We start from the raw sequence: 21,107 nt of genomic DNA, 5'->3' as shown, positions 1-21,107 counted from the left end.
AATCTGGAAACATATATTTTGCGGGCATATTAATTTATACCTAAAATGTTCAGCACACAATTTTCATAAGCAATGGAATTAGACAAAAAAGAAGCAGCTGTTGTCGATAAGGCCATTCAATATTGGGAGGAGAACGCAAAAATTTCTCCGGATACGGCCAATGACTTGCGGAACAGCTACAAACTGAGGAATGCGAATGTCGATGCTATTGCTATTTATGCATTAATCTCCGCTATTTCCTGTGGTTTACTGGCTTTTGGTGCACTGGTGATAGATGAGAAATGGATTGAATTGCTGCGCAAAAAATGGGGCTTCTCCGAAACAATAGTGGGAATTGGATTTAGTATGCTGGCTGTTTTGTTTGTAATTCTCGCAAAAAGACGAAAGAAAAAATTCCCTACGGCCACTGCCAGCAATGAAACTTATAACATCACAATACTGCTTACTATCGGAATAGCTATTACCTACTGGACGCGAAGTTTCCTGAATTTCGAGGGGAATTATGCAATTCCGCTACTGATCGCGACAATTGCCTACGGAGGCGTCGCCATTTTTCTGAGATCGACTTTACTCTGGGCGGTGATGATCATATCTCTGGCGGGATGGTGGGGCGCGCAAACGCACTTCTGGTCTGGCGGGGCTTATCGTTTTGCAGGAATGAATTATCCGCTACGCATGACTTTATTCGGTATGGTAATCTGGGGCTCTTCACAACTTATTGCGAAAGTGAAGTCACTGGCTTCTTTCAAAGACGAAACCTACAACATTGGTCTTTTTCTGTTTCTTCTGGCTGGCTGGACATTATCCATATTTGGAAATTACGACGATCTGAGCGGCTGGACGGCTATCAAACAAAGCTATTTCTGGTATTGGGCGGCAGGATTTTCAATTTTATTGGCAGGACTGATCTATTACGCCTTGCAACACAAGCTCGACACTTTGCGGGATCTCTCACTGGTTTTCTTCTTATTGAACATCTACACCCGCTACTTTGAATATTTCTGGGATCGTACAAACAAAGGGATTTTCTTCGCAATTCTCGCACTTTCATTCTGGTTTGTCGGAAGGAAAGCCGAGCAATGGCGTAGCAGGGAGAGTGCCAAAAACTAATGTTTATGCATATATAGAAGATAAAATGCACAAGATTTAAACAATATGGAAAACAAACGCCCGATCAGGCAAAATGAGAAAGATCTGCTGGATTTTCTTTTGAAACAACTGAACCTAGCGCCGGAAGATTACCCCTACGATGAACTTGTGGACGAATATGAGGGCGGAAAAATGGGAAGCATCAGCCTTGGAGGCGATACTTCGGCATACGAGGGTGATCTGATTCAGGTGGAATATATCGATAGTGACAATACTCCTGTGGTCATCACGCTGACCAAAGACAACAAAAACCGGCTGCTTGATCTCGATTTCTGGAAGGTTGATTTTTCAAAACTGATCGATTATCCTACACCTGACAAGCTGATATTTAATAAAATCTAATGCAGCCAAAAGATTCAGGATTCTTCATAATCCAGTTCTTTTCCGTATGTCTCTTCCATTTTCCACAAAGATAAAAGCGCCAGTGCGAAACAAACTGCCCCCACGATCGCCCCGGCATTCAATACCCCCTGTCCTGGTTTCAGGAACTGGAATAATGGCAATGTCAGCAACACAGTCGCACGCACGTTATTGGCAACCGATGTGGTAACGGTGGCACGAAGATTGGTACCAAACTGTTCCGCAGTAGTAGTGAGGAACATCGCGATATAACCGATAGAAAAGCCCAGCCATACATAACACACATACAGCGTTTCGGGGGACTGGATTCCGCCATAAATCAGCCACACAACTCCGGCCAGCGTCATCGCTATCATCAGTAATATTGCTTTTCGTCTCGATTGCAGCCATTGGCTCAGGATACCGCTAAAAAAGTCGCCGGTTACAACGCCTATATACGTATACAATACGCACGTACTCGCCTGTACGTCGCCGGGAATTCCCAATGCTTTGGCAAATTCATTCCCAAAAGTTGCATAAATCCCGATCACCATATAAGTTGGCAAACCGATACCCATGCAACGGATGTACCGGACGAACCTGGAAAAGCTGGTGAAGATCGTCCACCAGGGAACGGGTTTCGACCCTCTTTTTTTAAGGCTTTTATTAAAAATAATTGACTCCAGAACATTGATTCTCAATATCAAAAGGACAATCCCCATACCGCCTCCAATAAAATAAGCAGTTCGCCAATCGGTCAGTTTCACTGCAAAAAAAGCTGCTATCGCCCCCGCAAGCCCTACACTTGCTACTACCGATGCACCGTAGCCTCTCAGCTCTTTCGGAAGGATTTCGGCGATCAATGTAATTCCTGCACCCAGCTCACCCGCCAGACCAAGGCCGGCAACGAAACGCAGCAAAGCATATACTTCCACATTAGATGTAAAACCGCAGGCGATGTTTGCAAGAGAATAAGTCAGTATCGAGCCAAAAAGAACGGATCGCCGACCAAGCTTGTCACCCAAAATACCCCACATAAAACCTCCGATTAACAAGCCAGCCTGCTGCCAGTTGTAGATGTTTGCCCCTATTTCAGAGATTTCTTCTTCCGTCAGCCCCAGATCCTTCAAGCTTGGCACCCTGACAATATTGAATAACAAAAGATCATACACATCTACAAAATAACCCAGCGATGCAACAATAACGGGAAGTGTCAGCACTGCACTGATTTTGGGTTTGGACGAAACGGAAGGGTACATATCTGCTCTATTTTCGGGAGGTTGAGGTTAGTCTTCGAAAGTCTTTTTTCTCAGGGATTTAATGATGGCATTACGTTGTTTGGTCTTCAATCTTTCTTCTTTTGATGCAAAGGTTGGTTTCGTTGCGCGGCGGTTTTTTTGTACTACGAACGCATTCCGTATCAGGTTATCAAATTTGGCAACGACTTTTTCCTTATTCCCTAATTGCGAACGCTCGGTTTGATGGTACAAAACGAGCACTTTTTCATTGGTTAATTTAGTCGCCAATTTTTCATAAAGTATCTCTTTCTGATCGTCGGTAAGGAGCTGGGAATTCCGGATATCAAATCTTAATTCGACTTTTGTCTCAACCTTATTTACATTCTGACCGCCTTTGCCGCCACTCCTTGCCGTTTGAAAAACAATTTCAGTGTGTAGTATCTGTGGGTTTATCATTATTCACTTAAAAAATATTGTTAACATTTTGTTAATGTTTGCTGCTACGCGTGGGGGTTTGAGGGCTCTTACATGTCATATTGTTAAAAACCAGTCATGAATTGTCAAAAATTTTTCTCATAAATTATTGATTGTGATCTATTTATATTTTCACCTTGACAACAAGACTTTTGAGACAATTTATTGAACCGGTTTTTCGTCTTCGTTGTAAAAATGTGCGGTCTCAAAGATCGTTAAACCAGAAACAAAAAAGAATGTCCAAGAAACGATTTTAACGAACAGAAAACAATTAATCCATATAGCCATGAACATCATGCGAAAACTTCGGATACTCGGCACAGCTCTATTAATCTTTGCGGGTGTATTTACAACTACCGGGATAAAGGCGCAGCCCGGTGTCCGGGTTTCATTTCAAACATTTTACGAGGATCTGTCACCATACGGACGCTGGATCAACTCCCCACAATATGGTTCCGTATGGCGGCCCGACGTGGAACCTGGTTTCCAGCCCTACTCTACAAACGGATATTGGGAAGTAACAGAGTATGGCAATACCTGGGTTTCGGCCTATGACTGGGGCTGGGCGCCATTTCACTACGGCCGATGGTCTTACGACGACTTTAACGGCTGGTTCTGGATCCCTGATTACGAATGGGGACCTGCCTGGGTAAACTGGCGTTCGGGTGGCGGATACTACGGCTGGGCACCGTTGGGGCCGGGTGTCAACATCAATGTTTCGGTTAATATTCCTTCTTTCTGGTGGGTTTTTGTACCGCAAAGATACATCACAAGTCCCCGCTGGCACTCCTACTGTGCGCCGAGGAACCGCGTAACCAGGGTTTACAACAACACGGTGATCATCAATAATTATTACCGCAATGATAACCGCACTTACGTTTACGGCCCGAGACGCGACGAGATCGAGAGAGTCACGAGAAGAAGCGTTCCCGTGCGTACCATCGACGCGAGCCCAAGAGGCAGGGGCCGTGTAATAGTTGCGGAAAACAGCAGAGGGAACGACAGATACAGTCCATCTTACGATCGCAATAGCAGAGTTGAAAGATCATCGGAACGCCCCAGAACAATCGAGGCCGCTCCGGACCGCCGAGGAAGAAATGAACGTGCAGAAGACAGCCGGACTGGCGCTAACTACGATTACAACAGAAATAACAGCAGACCCAACCGCGAAAGTGCACCCGAAGTTTCACGACCATCTGACAGCAGAAGCAGCCGCGAGTACGAGCCTTCACGCAATCCTTCCCCGGAAAGAGAGATAAAAAGACCGGACTATAACTCTGAAAGAAACAGCAGATCCAGTCGCCAGAGCGAGCCAGCGCCGCAAAACAGAAGCTCCAATGATTTTCCGTCGGCTCGTCCGGAACGGTCGGAAAGAAGTTCCGGTGAATCAAGAAGCAGACCTAGCGCGCCAAGTGAATCGCGGAGCAGGTCCAATGAGTCCAGAGGAAGTTCGCAAGGAAGCGAGAGATCCTCGAGAGGTAACTCCGACAGAGGATCGGGCGGGGGCGAACGCAGCAGCCGGTCGCCAAGATAAAAACCGACTCAGAACATAAAATCACCCGTCCGGAAAATAAAATATTCCGGACGGGTGATTTTGTTTTCAGGCCGCAATGCTGAAGAAATGTATTATTTTAGCCTGCTCCTAAAACCTGCTTCTTAATGGAAATACAGTTTGATATTGAATTCAAGGAAAGTGCCCCGAAATACATGCAAATCATCAAATCGCTTTTGCAGGCGATTAGCAAAGGAAAACTGAAACGCGGGGATAAGATTCCGTCAATCAATCAGTTAAGCGAGGAATACCTGCTTTCGAGGGATACTGTTGAAAAAGCGTACAAACACCTGATTAAAGACGGCGTCCTGATTTCGGTACGCGGCAAAGGCTATTTTATCAACAGGGTCGATATTGAAACTTCTCTGAGAATACTTTTGGTATTCAATAAAATCAGTAATTATAAAAAACAGATATACAATGCCTTTGTTGAAAATGTTGGTCGCAATGTAAATGTTGACCTGCATATCCATCATTCCAATGCCAATATTTTCAAAAATCTGATCAAGAACAGTCTGGGAGAATACGACTACTATGTAATTATGCCGCACTTTTATGAAAAAGCCGAAGAAGCCCTGGAAGTGCTGAAAATGATCCCGCCGGAAAAACTGATACTACTCGACAAGGACATTGACCTGAACAGTAAAAAACACTCGTCCGTCTTCCAGAACTTTGAAAAAGACATTGTTTCAGCCTTAAATGAAGCCGTTGATCTTTTGAAAGTATACAAAAAACTGATCCTCATTTTCCCGACGATTATCCGCTACCCCAAGGAAATTCTCAAAGGTTTCCGGATCTTCTGTATCCAGCATGAGTTCGAGCACGAGATCATGTATGATTTTCATGAAAACAGTACGGCCGTCAGGGAAACTGCTTATGTAGTGATTGAGGAGAACGATCTTGTAAACCTGATCAAAAAATGCAGGGAACAGAAACTCGAGATCGGCAAGGACATCGGGATTATTTCATATAATGAAACCCCTCTGAAAGAAATCCTGCTCGACGGTATCACGACGATTTCTACCGATCATGAACAAATGGGGAGAACAGCAGCTGAGCTGATCACCGAAAACCGGAGAGCGATTATTAAAAATCCCTTTACGCTGATTAAGAGGAAGTCGCTATAATGTATTTATTTAGAGCACCTTATAATCAATTTGTCAGCGCAGCCGAAGGGCACTGGCAATACGTTTCGACTGCGCTCAACGTGACGGTGTGAATCAAAGCCCGGTAGCAACCGTCACTTTTCCTCGTTCATTCATCAGTTCTGAACGTACGCTCAGATTCCTGAACAAACCGATCGGATCCAAAGCACCGCCGGTCAATCTCATGGATTCGCGAACCAAAGGACGAACGTCTGTTCTGAATGCATTTTGTAAAATCTGTTGGGCCAATACTACATCATTCTGATTTCTGGCCAGTTCCAGTTTTTTTCTGTCAACGATCAAAGCCTGTGCATAAGCCAGTAAAATCGCTTCTACGGATTGCAACAAATCTTCCAGAGGATCTTTAACATTGTGGCTGGCATCGATCATCCAGGCATATCCGTCACTGCCCTTTTCGGCGCGCTTCATACCTTCTACGAGCTCCACAAAAATCAGGAATAACATGTACGGACGGATACTTCCGACCGTAAGGTCATCGTCACCGTATTTGGAATCATTGAAGTGAAAACCTGCCAAACGGCCTTCCATCATCAACGTAGCGACAATCTGCTCGATGTTTGCGTTTGGTAGATGGTGTCCCAGATCGACCAGTACATCTGCTTTTGCACCCAGTTTCTGGCAAAACAATAGCGAGCTTCCCCAATCCTGGATTACCGTGGAATAGAAGTTTGGCTCATATGCTTTGTACTCAACAAAAACCTTCCAGTCATCAGGTAGCGCAGCATATATCTCCTGCAAAGACTCTAGTGTATTCCTGAAGGATTTTACAAAATTGGATTGACCCGGAAAACAAGAACCATCTGACAACCAGATCGACAATGCTTTTGAGCCAAGATCTTTGCCATATTTAATTACTTCAATATTATGCTCAACCGCCTGCTTTCTTACTTTGGGGTCCACATGAGAAAGTGAACCGAATTTGTAGGAATGCTCCTGATCTTTCTGATCCTGGAAAGTATTGGAGTTAACAGCGTCAAATTTCAGATCCAGCGAAGTAGCCAGGCTGATGATTGATTCCGCATCACCAGGAATATCCCAGGGAATATGCAGTGAAATAGATCCGCTCGACCGGTTCAATGCATGCAGAAGCCCAACATCCTCTATCTTTTCTTCAATAGACCTGGGTTCGCCGCCGCCCGAAAATCTTCCGAAGCGGGTTCCACCAGTTCCCAAAGCCCAGCTCGGAATGGCCACCTGAAACGCCTCCAATGCTTTTACTATGTCATTGGCGTTAATTCCCTGCTCGCCGAGTTGTTCTTTTGTATATATGAATTGATTGTTGTGCCGTGACAATAACTTGTCATTATGCTGCTCAATCTGGTATTGCTGTATTTTCATATTTCGTGTTAATTAAAAGGGGCACCGTGAAGGTGCCCCCGGCTTTATCTCAGGAATGCTGCGGGGACGCCTCCGTCCACGTTGATCACGTTTCCGGTACTTTTGCTCAGCAGGCCGCTGACAAAAATGTAAACACCGTTGGCTATATCCTCCGTATGAATTTCTGCATTCAAAACGGTGCGTTTTGCATAGTAAGCAGGTAATTCTTCGACTTTAATACCGTATGCTTTGGCACGGCCGGCTGCCCAGCCACTCTCCCATATTTTACTTCCCGCAATAACGGCATCAGGATTCACCACATTCACGCGGATTCTGTCTGGTCCTAGTTCGGCTGCCAAAAGACGTGTCATATGTTGCTGAGCTGCTTTCGCGGTTCCGTAAGCCACATTATTAGGGCCGGAAACAATTCCGTTTTTGCTGGCAATATTGATAATATCGCCGCCCAGTCCTTGCTGACGCATGATTGCGACGGCTTCCTGAGAAACCAGGAACTGTCCTTTTACCAACACGTCCTGCAAAATATCCCAGTCTTTGATAGTCGTTTCTGCCAAAGGCTTTGATATTGAAAGGCCGGCGCAGTTCACTATGATATCCACACCGCCGTATTTCAGCTTAGTAGTATGCAATGCCGCTTTTATCGCCTCAGGATCAAGTACGTTTGCAATCGTAGTTGCTGAAAAATCCTTACCAAATTTGCCATCAAATTCTGTTTTTGTTTCAGCTAATGCTTTTTCGTCAATATCCGAAATCACCACGCAGGCTCCTTCCTGTAACAATTTCTGTGCAATTGCTTTTCCGATACCGCCAGATCCGCCGGTAACAAAAGCTACTTTGCGGGATACCGATTTTTCTTTCGGCATACGCTGTAACTTCGCTTCTTCCAGAAGCCAGTACTCAATATCAAAAGCTTCTTGCTCAGGCAATGAAACGTAGGAGGAAATAGCCTCTGCCCCCTTCATTACATTGATTGCATTCACATAAAATTCCGCCGCAACTCTCGCAGTTTGTTTGTCTTTTGCGAAAGAGAACATTCCTACTCCTGGCAACAATATAATAACCGGGTTCGGGTCACGCACGGCCGGGCTGTTGTCATGTTTGCAACGATCATAATATGCCTGGTAATCCAGTCTGTAAGCTTCAAACTGCGGTCTGATCTGATCCAGAATTTCAGCATCGGTCAACTCCAGTTTTTCGAAAGGAAGATCCAGAACCAACGGACGGATTTTCGTACGCAGGAAATGGTCTGGACAGCTGGTTCCAAGTGGTGCCAGTTTGTCAAGATCATGGCTTCCGATGAATTCAAGCACGCGTTCGTCATCGGTAAAATGTCCGATCATCGCCTGTCTGTCCGAAGCAAGACCTCTCAGATAAGGTGCCAGTTTTCCGGCAATTTCCAGTCTGCGTTCCGAAGATTCAGCGGCAATACGCTGTCCGCCGAAAACGGGACGCGTTTTACCATAATTCTCATTCAGATACTCCGAAGCCTTCTCAATCGTATCAAGTGTGTTGATATAAGATTCATAAGCTGTATCGCCCCAGGTAAACAAACCGTGTCCACCCAATACGATTCCACGTATGCCGGGATTGTCAGCCAGTGCTTTTTCCAGTTTTAATCCGAGATCAAAACCTGGACGTTGCCAGGGCACCCACGCCAGTTCGCCTTTGAATAATTCTTTCGTAATAGCTTCACCTTCTTTGGAAGCTGCGATTGCAATTAATGCATCGGGGTGCAGGTGGTCAATATGCTTAAATGGCAACAAACCATGAAGAGGCGTATCTATGGAAGGAGCTTTGGATTTAAGATCATAAATGCAGTGGTTAAAAAGCTCAACCATTTCATCTTCAAATTCCAGCCCCCGGTATATATTTTTCAAGTTGTGCAAGCGGTCCTGGTAAAGCCCCGCCAGTCCGCTTCTTGTTAATGTGCCAATGTCACCGCCAGAGCCTTTGATCCACATCACTTCAACAGGGTTTCCTGTCAGAGGATCTTTCTCGACGGTTTTGCAGCTTGTGTTACCCCCTGCATAGTTGGTCAGGCGAAGGTCGGCTCCTAATAAATTGGAACGGTACAAGAGTAGTGCTACCTGGTCATCTCCAAGGGCAGCGGCTTTCTCATCATCCCATAAATAACTTACATACTTGTATTGGCTTTCTTTAATACTGCTCATATTCTTTTATTTATTAATTATTTTACGAGGTTAAGGACCCTATGCTGAGAAAAGATTTGACGGGATAGCTACTACTGTGTAACCAGGCACAAGATTAGAAAACTTACCTATACGCACCGTCCTGTGGTATCCTGCATGTAGAAATAAACTGAGAATAAATGTGAGATTTGGAAGTTTTACTTCCAAACAAGCCCCATGTTGCTGAATAGAAAGGCATAAATATCCGCCTGCGTTTCCAGTGCTTTTTTTGTGTTGCTCGCGCCATGTCCGGAATTGGTATCGATACGGATCAGGAGTGGATTAGCCGAGCTGGCTGCGGCTTTGGTTTGCAGTTCTGCGGCATATTTGAAAGAGTGGGCCGGTACAACCCTGTCATCATGGTCCGCAGTTGTGATCATAGTTGCAGGGTATTTTCCTCCTTCTTTTATGTTGTGTAAAGGTGAATATCCATAAAGCACCCCGAATTCCTCCGCGTTGTCGCTGCTTCCGTAGTCGGCAATCCAGTTCCAGCCGATTGTAAATTTATGAAAGCGGAGCATATCCATTACACCAACAGCCGGAAATGCTACTTTGAAAAGTTCAGGACGCTGGTTCATCACCGCGCCTACCAGAAGTCCGCCGTTAGAACCTCCCTGGATCGCCAGCCTTTCCGGAGATGTATATTTTTCTTTGATCAAAAACTCGGCAGCAGCTATAAAGTCATCGAAGACATTCTGCTTTTTCAGCTTCATTCCTTGCTCATGCCACGTTTCCCCATACTCGCCTCCGCCCCGGAGATTGGCCTGTACATAAACGCCGCCCTGATCTAAAAACGGGATGCGCGTAGGACTGAAGGCCGGAGTAAGGCTGATATTAAAGCCGCCATAACCATACAGGATTGTCGGATTTGAGCCGTCGAGTTTCAAACCTTTTTTATAGGTAACAAATGCAGGAATTTTGGTGCCGTCTTTGCTGGGATAAAAAACCTGTTTCGTTTCATAATCCTCAGGCTTGAACGAAACTTCCGGCGCGCGGAAAACCACGCTCTTTTTGCTCGCTATATCATAGCTGAAAATGGTCGGCGGATAGTTGAATGATGTAAATGTGTAAAAAACAAAACTATCCTCCTTTTCACCACCAAACCCGCTGGCTGAACCCAGCCCAGGCAGATTGACCTCATTTTCCAGCTTTCCGGTAAGGTCATAAACGTAAACCCTGGTAGTTACATCTTTTGAATACAAAGCGAACAGCTTCCCGCCAGCAGTACCTGCGCCCTGCAAAGGCTCAGGCTTTTCGGGAAGTACGTTTTTCCAGCTTTTATTTTTAGGCTGATACAAAACAACCTTGCTGTTAGGAGCATTTTCATTGGTTTCGATCAAAAAATCCCCATTAATATGCTCAATAACCCCGTAACTGAAATCAGTAATTTCCTCTTTGATTGCGGTAAAATTCGTGTCTCCTTTTTTCAGCACCCACAGTCCGTTTCCGTCTTTTCCTTTTCCCCTGTCGCTCACGCTCAGTACCGCATACTGTTCGTCTTCCGTAGTCCCGACAGTGTGAAAACGTTGCGGGTTTGCAGGATCTTCAAAGATCAGTTTATCCTCATTTTGGGCCGTTCCGATTTTATGGTAATAAACCTGATGGTTTTCATTTTTTGCTGCCAGCGCACTTCCTTCAGGCTTTGGATAGCTGCTGTAATAAAACCCATCGCCCTGCCAGGCTGCCCCTGAAACCTTCACCCATTCCACTTTGTCGGAAAGCATCGCGAGCGTTTTCATATCCATTACCTGATATTCCTGCCAGTCCGAGCCACCTTTTGAAAAGCCCAAAACTGCATAAGACCCATTTTTGGAAAGACTAAAAACGGTTAAACGCGTGGTACCGTCCGCAGATAGTTTGTTTGGATCTATGACAACTTCCGGTGTTCCTTTCAATCCTTTTTGCCGGTACAACACCGCCTGGTTCTGGAGCCCATCATTTTTATAGAAATAGAAATATTCTCCTTTTTTAGACGGTGCAGAATATTTCGGATAATTGTACGCTTTTTCGAGATCGGCAAAAATTTTGCCTTTAAATGGTATTTTATCGAGATAACCAAAAGTGACCTCGTTCTGTGACTTCACCCAGGCGGCTGTTTCTTCTGAGCGGTCATCTTCCAACCAGCGGTATGGATCGGCTACTTTTGTACCATGATAGTCATCGGTATGTTCGATCTGTTTTGTTTTTGGGTAATTCAATTGTTGGGCAAAAGTGTCGGTAGCCATTATGGCTGCTGTAACCATATTCATAATTAAAACTTTTGTGTACATAAATCCGGAAACTATTTGATTTTTGGATATTTACCCCGTCAGATTGAATACAACATCGCTATTGTAAAATGTCTGCTTTGGCAAACCGTATATTCCTCTGCAACAAGTGCGTGCAATATGCAGTCGGCAAGACAAAGGTTCTTAAACCTGATCGTGGTTATTTTCTTTTGTAATAATTCAAACTAACCGAAGAAGCATTTGATTTTTCACTGATGGTATAAAACCCGTTGGCCTGCCGGTCAAAACTGATCGCCTCCCCCTGCGGTTCCAGAGCCACAGAGAGCTGTTTATCCGAAGCTCGTGAGAGTGCATTTCCAATCGTTTCTCCATCTTTCCGTTTCCAATAATAGGCGGCAAGATAGGTCCGGATCAATATTTCACTCCCGTCACCTGAAATATCTCCACTGGTCACGATGAACACGCCGGGTATCGTCCCCACTTTTTCAGCTGTAATTGTCTCGCTCGTCGATTGCGGGAAAGGGAGTCGATAAATACCTGTTTCCGTTGCTTCTTTTGAAACAATGATGATATCCTTAGTTCCGGGATCCACCATCAGCGCCTCGGAATCGCGAGGGCCGTCCGGATACTTGAACGTGATTTTTTCCAGCGAAGCAGCTGCAAAGGAACCATTTTGATCAGTTATCTCAGGTATCCTGTATACGATATTGGTGGGAGTAACCGGCTGATTATTGTTTCCTGTTTCACCAATGTACAGATATTGAATACCACTGTCCGGCCCGGGCCCGATAGCAACGTCTTCCCAATCGTGATTCGTCGCACCGGGAACATTGAATTCCTTGATGGATTTACCGTCTTTACTAATCAGATACAAAGATGCCAGGTTTCCTGAATCCTGGATTGTCCACAAAAAGCCGTCCATATTCTGGCTTGGCGCGAGGCCTGATGCTTCATCAATGATTCCGGGAGCAATAGCAGATTTTTCAGGCGTGCTTTCAAATTCAGCGACCCCGCCTGCACCAGGTTTCGGGTCGGGATCACAGGCGCAGGTGAGGCAAATTACAAAAGAGTATGAGAATATTCTGATCTGTCTGCCAAGCCCTTTATGTAATTTCATAGAAAACTCATCATGTTAGATTTGCTAAAAATACGTACTTTTGCGCCATTTATTATCAGGGTTTTTCTTTATATCAGTATTAAAATAATTATATGTTACGTACACATACCTGTGGGGAGTTAAGCTTAGAACATGTAAATCAAGACGTTGTATTGTGCGGTTGGGTACAGCGCATACGCGATAAAGGCGGGATGATCTGGTTGGATTTGCGTGATCGTTACGGTTTAACCCAGTTGCTTTTCGAAGAAGGAAAAACGCCTGCAGATGTATTGGAAACTGCCCGTTCGCTGGGCAGGGAATTTGTTATTTCTACGAAAGGGGAAGTAATAGAGCGCCTTTCTAAAAACGATAAAATTGCGACGGGGTCCATTGAAATCCGTGTCTCCGAACTCACGGTTTTAAATCCTGCGAAATTACCTCCATTCCTGATTGAAGACGAAACGGACGGTGGCGACGACATCCGCATGAAGTACCGCTATCTGGACTTACGGAGAAATAATGTGCGCAAGAACCTTCAATTAAGACATCAGGTCGCGCGCCATACCCGGACTTATTTGGATGAATTGAATTTCATTGAAGTTGAAACACCAGTCTTGATCAAGTCGACTCCGGAAGGCGCACGTGACTTTGTGGTACCAAGCCGCATGAACCCTGGCGAATTTTACGCGCTTCCGCAATCCCCGCAAACGTTCAAGCAATTGCTGATGGTGGCGGGTTTCGACCGTTACTATCAGATCGTAAAATGTTTCAGGGATGAAGATTTACGTGCAGACAGGCAGCCGGAATTCACCCAGATAGACTGTGAAATGTCCTTTGTTACACAAGAGGACATATTGAATACTTTTGAGGGGCTGATTCGTAATCTTTTCTCAAAGGTAAAAGGCATCACGCTCCCGGATGTTCCCAGGATGACTTATGCAGATGCTATGAAGCAATATGGTTCGGACAAGCCGGATATCCGGTTTGATATGAAATTTGTGGAACTCAAAGGTGCTGAACAGGATCTGACTTCGGGTAAAAATTTCGGTGTGTTCGATGATGCGGAACTGGTAGTGGGGATTTGCGCGCCTGATTGTGCGGCTTACACCCGCAAGCAAATTGACGAGCTGACCGACTGGATCAAACGCCCCCAGATCGGTGCGAAAGGCTTGATCTACGTCCGCTATAATACCGATGGATCAATCAAATCATCCGTTGACAAATTCTATTCGGAAGAAGACCTCAAAAATTGGGTTATTGCATTCAATGCAAAACCCGGTGACCTGATCCTGATTTTATCCGGAACTGCTGACAAGGCCCGCAAGCAATTGAATGAGCTGCGTCTGGAAATGGGTACCAGGCTTGGACTCCGTAATCCTGATGAGTATAAAGTTCTATGGGTTCTGGATTTCCCACTGCTTGAATACGGAGAAGCCGAAAATCGCTGGTTCGCCATGCACCACCCATTTACAAGTCCGAAGCCAGAAGATATTGCATTGCTGGATACAAATTTGGGGCAAGTACGGGCTAATGCATACGATATGGTTATTAATGGCGTTGAAGTTGGCGGAGGTTCGGTACGGATTTTTGAAAAGGAACTTCAGCAAAAGATGTTCGGCATACTCGGATTTTCACCAGAAGAAGCTCAGGAACAATTTGGTTTTCTGATGAACGCTTTCGAATTCGGTGCTCCTCCACATGCAGGAATAGCTTTCGGATTTGACAGGCTTTGCTCTCTTTTCGGAGGTGCCGACTCGATCCGCGATTTTATAGCATTTCCGAAGAACAACTCGGGCCGCGATGTGATGATCGATTCCCCTTCTGTGATATCTGAAAATCAGTTAAAGGAATTAGCCATTAAGGTAAATCAATTAAATTAAAACTTGTTATATTACAAGGCATTAAGTCAAATCGGGTAAGGCAGGAAGCATTGGTTTTACCCGATTTACATATCTAATAATTCAATCGAACATTGCGGATCCCAATACGGATGTTCATGTAATTAAATACTCTGCATGCATTATCACTATCAATCAATTTTGAAAAGATACATAACAGGAGGTATCTTTTTATTTTTATTCTGCTTCATCAATCTCAGCGTTTTTGCACAAGATACCAGCCCGCAAATTCCCACGCTACCCACACAAACGGATCAAACCCCTGTATTACAAGGTCAAAAAGTAGATCCGTCACAGGTTACCAATCAGCAGGCTGTTGATTTTTACAATCAGGCCAAATCCTCCGGTATGTCGGATATGGAAATCGAACGGGCAGCCCTTCAGAGAGGTTACACGCTGGACCAGATTTCGGCCATGCGTAAACGAATTCAGCAAAAACCCGAGGAAAAGCAGGCTGCTGATCCCAACCGCGACGAACTAGACGAAACGCGCGATCAGGAACTGGAAGAAGAAGATAATAATTCAAGAGATTCGGCTGATGCAAGAAGAGCAGGCGGCCGAGGATTAAACAGGCCATTCGGTGCATCTTTTTTCTCCCGCCCGTCTTCTACATTTGAACCAAATTTGAGAATCGCAACCCCCAGAAATTATATCCTCGGGCCCGAAGATGAAATTGTAGTAGATATTTACGGCAATTCTGTTGATAATTTCCGCATGAAGATCAGTCCGGAGGGTACTGTCAAAATGCTGAACCTCGCGCCGGTCTATATCAACGGATTAACAATCGAACAAGCGAAAGAGCGTATTGTAAACAGGTTAAGACAAGGATATTCCACTCTGGACAGACCCGGTTCAGGCACCCATTCTTCGATCACGCTTGGGAATGTCCGCAGTATACGTGTGATGATCACAGGCGAAGCAGCGCGGCCCGGAACTTATACAGTTTCCTCTCTTGCCACCGCTTTTAATGCACTTTCGCTGTCGGGTGGACCCAACAGAAACGGGTCGTACAGAAACATCGAGGTCATCAGGAATAACGCCATCATCAAAAAGATTGATTTATACCGGTTTCTGGTCGATGCCGATTTGAATGACAATATTGCTTTGCAGGATCAGGATATCATTCTGATACGTCCTTTTGAGAGCAGGATCCAGCTTTCCGGACAGATAAAACGTCCCGGGATTTTTGAAGCAAAAACAGGAGAAACTATTAAACGTTTGATAGGCTATGCCGGTGGCTTCACTCCGGAAGCCTACACACGAATGTTTACATATCAGCGTAATACGGGTGCAAATTACGTCATCGGAAGTCTCGATTCCGCTCAGATTGAATCCTTTTTACCAAAAAACGGAGATATTTTTAACGTCAAAAAAATACTTGATGTTATCAGCAATCAGATTGAAGTCAGAGGGGCTGTGACAGTACCCGGTGTTTATGCGCTGGAAGAAAGATGCAATACAGTTCTTCAGCTTATTCAAATGGCACAAGGACTTAGCCCAAGAGCCTTTTTGAACCGTGCAATTCTCGAAAGAGCTGGCGGAGATACCCAAACAGGCATTGTAGCATTCGACCTGCGAAAACTAATGAGCGGCGAAATCAAGGACATTGTGCTTTTACCGGGTGATATTCTGACGATCAAGTCAGTTGAAGACTTAAAAGAATTTACATTTCTGTCGATCTCAGGCTCTGTTATCAACCCCGGGAATTATTACTATTACAAAGACATTACAATTGCCGATTTGATATTCCAGGCAGGAGGTTACACCGAAGGAGGTATTCCCTACCGGATTGAGGTGTCGAGAAGAGTTAAAACTGACACGCTGGATCTGCCTTCTACTCAAAATGTACGGATTTTCACCTTGGATGTGGCAGATAATCTACAGATGAATGAGGAGGACCAAAAATTCACATTGTTCCCTTCAGATATCGTTACTGTCAGGAAATCACCCAGATATGAAGCACAAAAGGTGGTCACTGTTCTGGGAGAAGTCACTTATCCCGGCAATTATACCATCAGGACCGATTCAGAGCGAATTTCCGATCTGTTCCCGAAGGCTGGCGGCTTAAAACGGGACGCCTACCTGGAAGGGGCACGATTTTATAGAAATCGCGAACTAGTAGCCGTGGATTTGAGTGCCATCACTGCAAAACCGACGCTTCCATCCAATGTGTTACTCCTCGACGGCGACACGCTAGTTATACCCAGAAAAATGGAAACAGTACGTATTCAGGGCGGTGTTTACAATCCATCCATAGTCAATTTTGACAAGCAGTTTTCACTCGGATCGTACATTTCTCAAGCCGGGGGTTTTACTGAACAAGCCAGAAAAAAACGGATCTATGTTTCTTATCCCAACGGAAGGACACACAGAACCAAGCATTTCCTTTTTTTCCGTTCCTATCCAAAAGTAGAACCCGGATCAACCGTTTCCATCCCTGTAAAGGAAGCCAGGGTAGAACAACCCATGTCCAGAGGCGAAAGACTGGCTATTATATCACTGTTTACAACATTAGCGATTACGCTGATACGTATTTTATAAATATGCCTGATCATCAAAGTACATCAAAAAACGAGACACTTGAAATAAGTCTCAGCGATTTGATTCTTTTCGTCAAGAAGTATTTTCTGGTTCTGGTAGCGGTTTCGGCTATTTGTGGCATCATTGGAATTGCATATAGCTATACCAGTCCGAAGGTATTTACTGCCCAGACGATCCTCCTGCCCGAATATAGCATGGGTAACAATAACTCTTTTTTCAGTATGGCGATGGGTTCCCAGAATTCCGGAGCCGAAAAACTAGTCCCGGACCTGTATCCCAATATCCTGAATAGTGTGCCTTTCGGCAGGCATCTTCTGACTGTACCTGTGGTAGATGTAACTGACAAAATGTATCCTTCCCTTAAAAGCTACTTGGAGCGGGATACTTCCGTAAGCTTTTTATCGCGGATAATGTCGATCTTCAGTTCCAGTCCCGCGCCGGCAAAGAAGACTGTCAAACCGAATACACCTACGCTTTCCAACGTACTCGTTTTGTCGAGTCAGGAGGAAGCTTATATACGGGGTGCAATGGGATTGATTGTTGCCAATGTGGATACCAGAAACGGCATCATTACTTTGGAATGTGAAATGACAGATCCTGTCGTTGCCGCGATACTTGTGGAGGCAAGTAAAAATTATCTTGTCAACTACGTTGAGGAATACCGGACTTCAAAAACCACTGAACAGGTTAATTTCCTAACTAAGCGTGTCCTGGAAGCAAAAAAACGTCAGCAAAGCGCGGAATTTGCCCTCCAGAGTTACCGCGACCGCAATCGCAATGCGTTTCTGAACGTGGCCAGAATTGAAGAACAGCGGCTTCAATCCGAGTATACACTTGCGCAATCAATTTATACCGATCTATCCCTCCGCCTCGAACAGGCAAAACTGAAAGTAAAAGAAGAAAAACCCGTATTTAAAGTACTTGAACCCTCTAAGGTACCCCTGAACAAAAGTGGCCCGAAACGATTATTGTCGGGCATTATCTTTGCTATTGCTGGCGGGTTGCTATCATTGTTTTATATCGTTTTTTTCAGAGAGAAATTGCACCTGAAGCTTCTTTGAGTTTATCGGAGGCATAAACCCGGATTTAACTTTGATCATCAATGAGAACAAGTCATGAACAGACTATTGGACTAGGTTACCTTACTATTTACACACGCTTGTCATGATGAAAATACAGATGGTTGACCTGAAAGGTCAGTATGCCAAAATAAAACCTGAAGTCGATCAGGCTATTCAAAATGTAATTGACACAACCGCTTTTATAAATGGCCCCCAGGTAAAAACATTTTCCGCGGACCTTGCAGAATATCTGAGCGTAAAACATGTCATTACCTGCGCGAACGGAACAGATGCTCTTCAAATCGCGCTGATGGCACTAGGGCTGGAGCAGGGGGACGAAGTTATTGTTCCATGTTTCACCTATGTGGCAACTGTGGAGGTGATTGCCCTTCTTAAATTGAAACCTGTGGTTACGGAGGTAGATCCGGACACGTTCAACATTACAGCAGAGCTGATCGAAAAGGCAATTACCCCGCGGACGAAAGCGATCGTACCGGTTCATTTGTTTGGACAGTCAGCGGACATGGCGGCAATTATGGCTATCGCCAGAAAACATAAGCTGTATGTAATCGAAGATACTGCCCAGGCCCTAGGTGCAGAGTATGTCGGTATTGATGGTTCCTCAAAAAAGGCCGGGACGATTGGGGATATCGGCTGTACTTCTTTCTTCCCTTCGAAAAACCTGGGATGTTATGGCGATGGAGGTGCATTGTATACAAACAATGACGAACTTGCAACGCTGATCAGGAAAATTGCCAATCACGGACAAGCAAAAAAATACCACCACGAAGTGATTGGTGTAAATTCCAGACTTGATACGATTCAGGCGGCAATATTATCAATAAAATTAAGGCAACTGGATCAATATTGTAAAGCGCGCAGAGATGCCGCAGATTATTACGATCAACATTTGGCTGGATTGAGTTGGTTGCAAATTCCGAAAAGACATCAAAATTCCACACACGTTTTCCATCAATACACTCTAAAACTGGTCGATCCCGTCGATAGGAATGCTTTGAAGGACCATCTGTTATCGCTTGAAATCCCATCAATGGTCTACTATCCGATACCATTGCATCTGCAGGAAGCATTCAAGACTCCAGACTATAATGAGGGTGATTTCCCTGTAAGCGAAAGACTTTGCAGCCAGGTGTTATCTTTACCGGTTCATACCGAGATGGAGACTGAACAACAGGATTATATTATTGCAGGTATAAAATCATTTAGGAAATAACATGGCAGGAGAAGATTATTTCGCCCATGAAACGGCTATTATCGATGCTCCCTGCACCATTGGAAGCGGCACGAAAATATGGCATTTCTCTCATATTATGAGCAATTGTATCATTGGCGAAAAATGCAATATCGGCCAGAATGTGGTAGTATCACCCGGAGTCGTGCTGGGCAACAACGTCAAAATACAAAATAATGTTTCCATATACGAGGGCGTAACCTGCGACGACGACGTGTTTCTCGGCCCGTCAATGGTTTTTACAAATGTTACCAATCCAAGAAGCGCTGTTAACAGGAGAGGTCAGTATGCAAAAACACATGTCGGAAAAGGAGCGTCGATCGGGGCAAATGCTACAATTGTTTGCGGTCACGACATTGGTAACTACGCATTCATAGGTGCGGGTGCAGTAGTTACCAAAACGGTCGCTCCCTATGCTTTGGTTGTCGGCAATCCTGCCCGGAAAATCGGTTGGATCAGTGAATACGGACATCGTTTGGAATTTGATCCGGAAGGAACCGCTGTTTGCCCTGAAAGCGGAGAAAAATACAGGCTTGAGAATAATCAGGTAAAAAAATTAACGGAATAAATGGCTATACACGAACACAAAAAGAAATTTGCAGTAATCGGCTGCGGTCATATCGGGAAAAGACATGCCGAAATGATCACCAGAAATGAAGAAGCCGAGCTGGTCGCGCTTATTGATGTTAAACCCAGGGCAGAATTGGGCATTGACCAATACGATGCTCCTTTATTTGCCAGCCTTGACGACTTCCTGAATTCAGGCACTGAAGTAGATGTAATCAATATCGCCACACCCAATGGGTTCCATGCAGAACATGCGATGAAGTCGCTTGAAGCGAGGAAACATATTGTAGTTGAGAAACCCATGGCCCTGAACAAACATGACGCTGAAAAAATCATTTTTAAGGCCTTGAATGTACACCGGCATGTTTTTGCTGTAATGCAAAACCGATACTCCCCGCCCTCAGTCTGGATTAAAGATCTCATAGAAAGTGGGATTCTTGGGCAAATATATATGGTGCAGCTGAATTGCTACTGGAACCGTGACGCCCGTTATTACAAACCGGAAAGCTGGCATGGAAAAAAAGAGCTTGATGGAGGAACGCTTTTTACGCAGTTCTCTCATTTCATCGATATCATGTACTGGCTGTTCGGAGATGTGCAAAATATCCAGGGTAAATTCAATGATTTTAACCACCAGGACCTCACTGATTTCGAAGACAGCGGCTTCCTGAGTTTTGATTTTGTCAACGGTGGAATGGGTTCCCTGAACTACTCGACATCGATATGGAACCAGAATCTGGAAAGCTCGATGACGATTATAGCCGAAAATGGTTCTGTGAAGATCGGTGGCCAATATATGGACAAGGTTGAAATTTGTAATGTAAAAGATTACCAAATGCCGCAACTCGCACCCACGAATCCCGGTAATGATTATGGGGCGTACAAAGGTTCGGCAGCCAACCACCATTTTGTGATTGATAATGTAGTAGATGTTTTGAACGGAAGATCCGCGATCACAACCAACGCTTTGGAAGGCCTGAAAGTAGTGGATATCATTGAAAGAATTTACAATCTGAGGTAAT

Annotated in this window: 16 protein-coding genes; 10 read left to right on the top strand and 6 right to left on the bottom strand. The window is 44.8% G+C overall.

Annotated elements, in window-relative coordinates:
• The first annotated feature begins 72 nt into the window (after positions 1–72).
• Together FBF61_RS10395 and FBF61_RS10390 are read left to right on the top strand one after the other, a co-directional pair.
• The gene (locus FBF61_RS10395) at positions 73–1,110 is read left to right on the top strand and encodes a hypothetical protein (protein ID WP_138477172.1); all 1,038 of its coding nucleotides are present in this window, start codon (positions 73–75) and stop codon (positions 1,108–1,110) included.
• 45 nt (positions 1,111–1,155) lie between these two features.
• Complete coding sequence (locus FBF61_RS10390; protein WP_138477171.1) at positions 1,156–1,491, top strand: DUF6984 family protein; 336 nt, start codon at positions 1,156–1,158, stop codon at positions 1,489–1,491.
• Positions 1,492–1,505: 14 nt separating this feature from the next.
• Here the strand turns inward: FBF61_RS10390 and FBF61_RS10385 are convergent, their stop codons facing one another.
• Entirely contained in the window at positions 1,506–2,747 is a 1,242-nt protein-coding gene (locus FBF61_RS10385; protein WP_138477170.1) for an MFS transporter, read from the bottom strand.
• A gap of 27 nt (positions 2,748–2,774) precedes the next feature.
• Positions 2,775–3,182 carry an alternative ribosome rescue aminoacyl-tRNA hydrolase ArfB gene (arfB, locus tag FBF61_RS10380; protein WP_138477169.1) on the bottom strand — a complete coding sequence of 136 codons (408 nt, stop codon included), beginning with the start codon at positions 3,180–3,182 and terminating at the stop codon, positions 2,775–2,777.
• A gap of 304 nt (positions 3,183–3,486) precedes the next feature.
• Between arfB and FBF61_RS10375 the strand changes: the two genes are divergently transcribed.
• Entirely contained in the window at positions 3,487–4,734 is a 1,248-nt protein-coding gene (locus tag FBF61_RS10375) for a DUF6600 domain-containing protein (RefSeq protein ID WP_138477168.1), read from the top strand.
• A 125-nt stretch (positions 4,735–4,859) separates the two neighbouring features.
• Positions 4,860–5,879 carry a GntR family transcriptional regulator gene (locus FBF61_RS10370; protein ID WP_138477167.1) on the top strand — a complete coding sequence of 340 codons (1,020 nt, stop codon included), beginning with the start codon at positions 4,860–4,862 and terminating at the stop codon, positions 5,877–5,879.
• A 93-nt stretch (positions 5,880–5,972) separates the two neighbouring features.
• Here FBF61_RS10370 and FBF61_RS10365 read toward each other — a convergent pair whose 3' ends face one another.
• The 4 genes from FBF61_RS10365 to FBF61_RS10350 form a co-directional block, all read right to left on the bottom strand.
• Positions 5,973–7,256 carry a sugar isomerase gene (locus tag FBF61_RS10365; RefSeq protein ID WP_138477166.1) on the bottom strand — a complete coding sequence of 428 codons (1,284 nt, stop codon included), beginning with the start codon at positions 7,254–7,256 and terminating at the stop codon, positions 5,973–5,975.
• Between the two features lie 44 nt (positions 7,257–7,300).
• Entirely contained in the window at positions 7,301–9,424 is a 2,124-nt protein-coding gene (locus FBF61_RS10360; RefSeq protein WP_138477165.1) for a bifunctional aldolase/short-chain dehydrogenase, read from the bottom strand.
• Between the two features lie 176 nt (positions 9,425–9,600).
• Positions 9,601–11,691: a prolyl oligopeptidase family serine peptidase gene (locus FBF61_RS10355; protein ID WP_374756609.1), complete on the bottom strand. Its 2,091-nt coding sequence runs from the start codon at positions 11,689–11,691 to the stop codon at positions 9,601–9,603.
• Positions 11,692–11,869: 178 nt separating this feature from the next.
• Complete coding sequence (locus FBF61_RS10350) at positions 11,870–12,787, bottom strand: PE-PGRS family protein (protein ID WP_138477163.1); 918 nt, start codon at positions 12,785–12,787, stop codon at positions 11,870–11,872.
• Positions 12,788–12,879: 92 nt separating this feature from the next.
• Here FBF61_RS10350 and aspS point away from each other — a divergent pair, with 92 nt between their 5' ends.
• The 6 genes from aspS (at position 12,880) to FBF61_RS10320 (ending at position 21,106) form a co-directional block, all read left to right on the top strand.
• A complete protein-coding gene (gene aspS / locus FBF61_RS10345) occupies positions 12,880–14,646 on the top strand; it encodes an aspartate--tRNA ligase (protein WP_138477162.1) in 1,767 nt (588 codons plus the stop codon).
• 159 nt (positions 14,647–14,805) lie between these two features.
• Positions 14,806–17,205, top strand: a complete 2,400-nt coding sequence (locus tag FBF61_RS10340) for an SLBB domain-containing protein (protein ID WP_229214996.1) — start codon at positions 14,806–14,808, stop codon at positions 17,203–17,205.
• A 2-nt stretch (positions 17,206–17,207) separates the two neighbouring features.
• Positions 17,208–18,266 carry a Wzz/FepE/Etk N-terminal domain-containing protein gene (locus FBF61_RS10335; protein ID WP_138477160.1) on the top strand — a complete coding sequence of 353 codons (1,059 nt, stop codon included), beginning with the start codon at positions 17,208–17,210 and terminating at the stop codon, positions 18,264–18,266.
• A 103-nt stretch (positions 18,267–18,369) separates the two neighbouring features.
• Positions 18,370–19,500: a DegT/DnrJ/EryC1/StrS family aminotransferase gene (locus FBF61_RS10330; RefSeq protein WP_138477159.1), complete on the top strand. Its 1,131-nt coding sequence runs from the start codon at positions 18,370–18,372 to the stop codon at positions 19,498–19,500.
• Between the two features lies 1 nt (position 19,501).
• Positions 19,502–20,086 carry an acyltransferase gene (locus FBF61_RS10325; RefSeq protein ID WP_138477158.1) on the top strand — a complete coding sequence of 195 codons (585 nt, stop codon included), beginning with the start codon at positions 19,502–19,504 and terminating at the stop codon, positions 20,084–20,086.
• Complete coding sequence (locus FBF61_RS10320; RefSeq protein ID WP_205748270.1) at positions 20,087–21,106, top strand: Gfo/Idh/MocA family protein; 1,020 nt, start codon at positions 20,087–20,089, stop codon at positions 21,104–21,106.
• Position 21,107 lies beyond the last annotated feature (1 nt).

Origin of the sequence: Dyadobacter bucti (assembly GCF_005869225.1) — a bacterium.
GTDB classification, from domain to species: Bacteria; Bacteroidota; Bacteroidia; order Cytophagales; family Spirosomataceae; genus Dyadobacter; species Dyadobacter bucti.
Note: the sequence above shows the minus strand (reverse complement) of the source record. Positions and strands in the feature narration are given on the sequence as shown.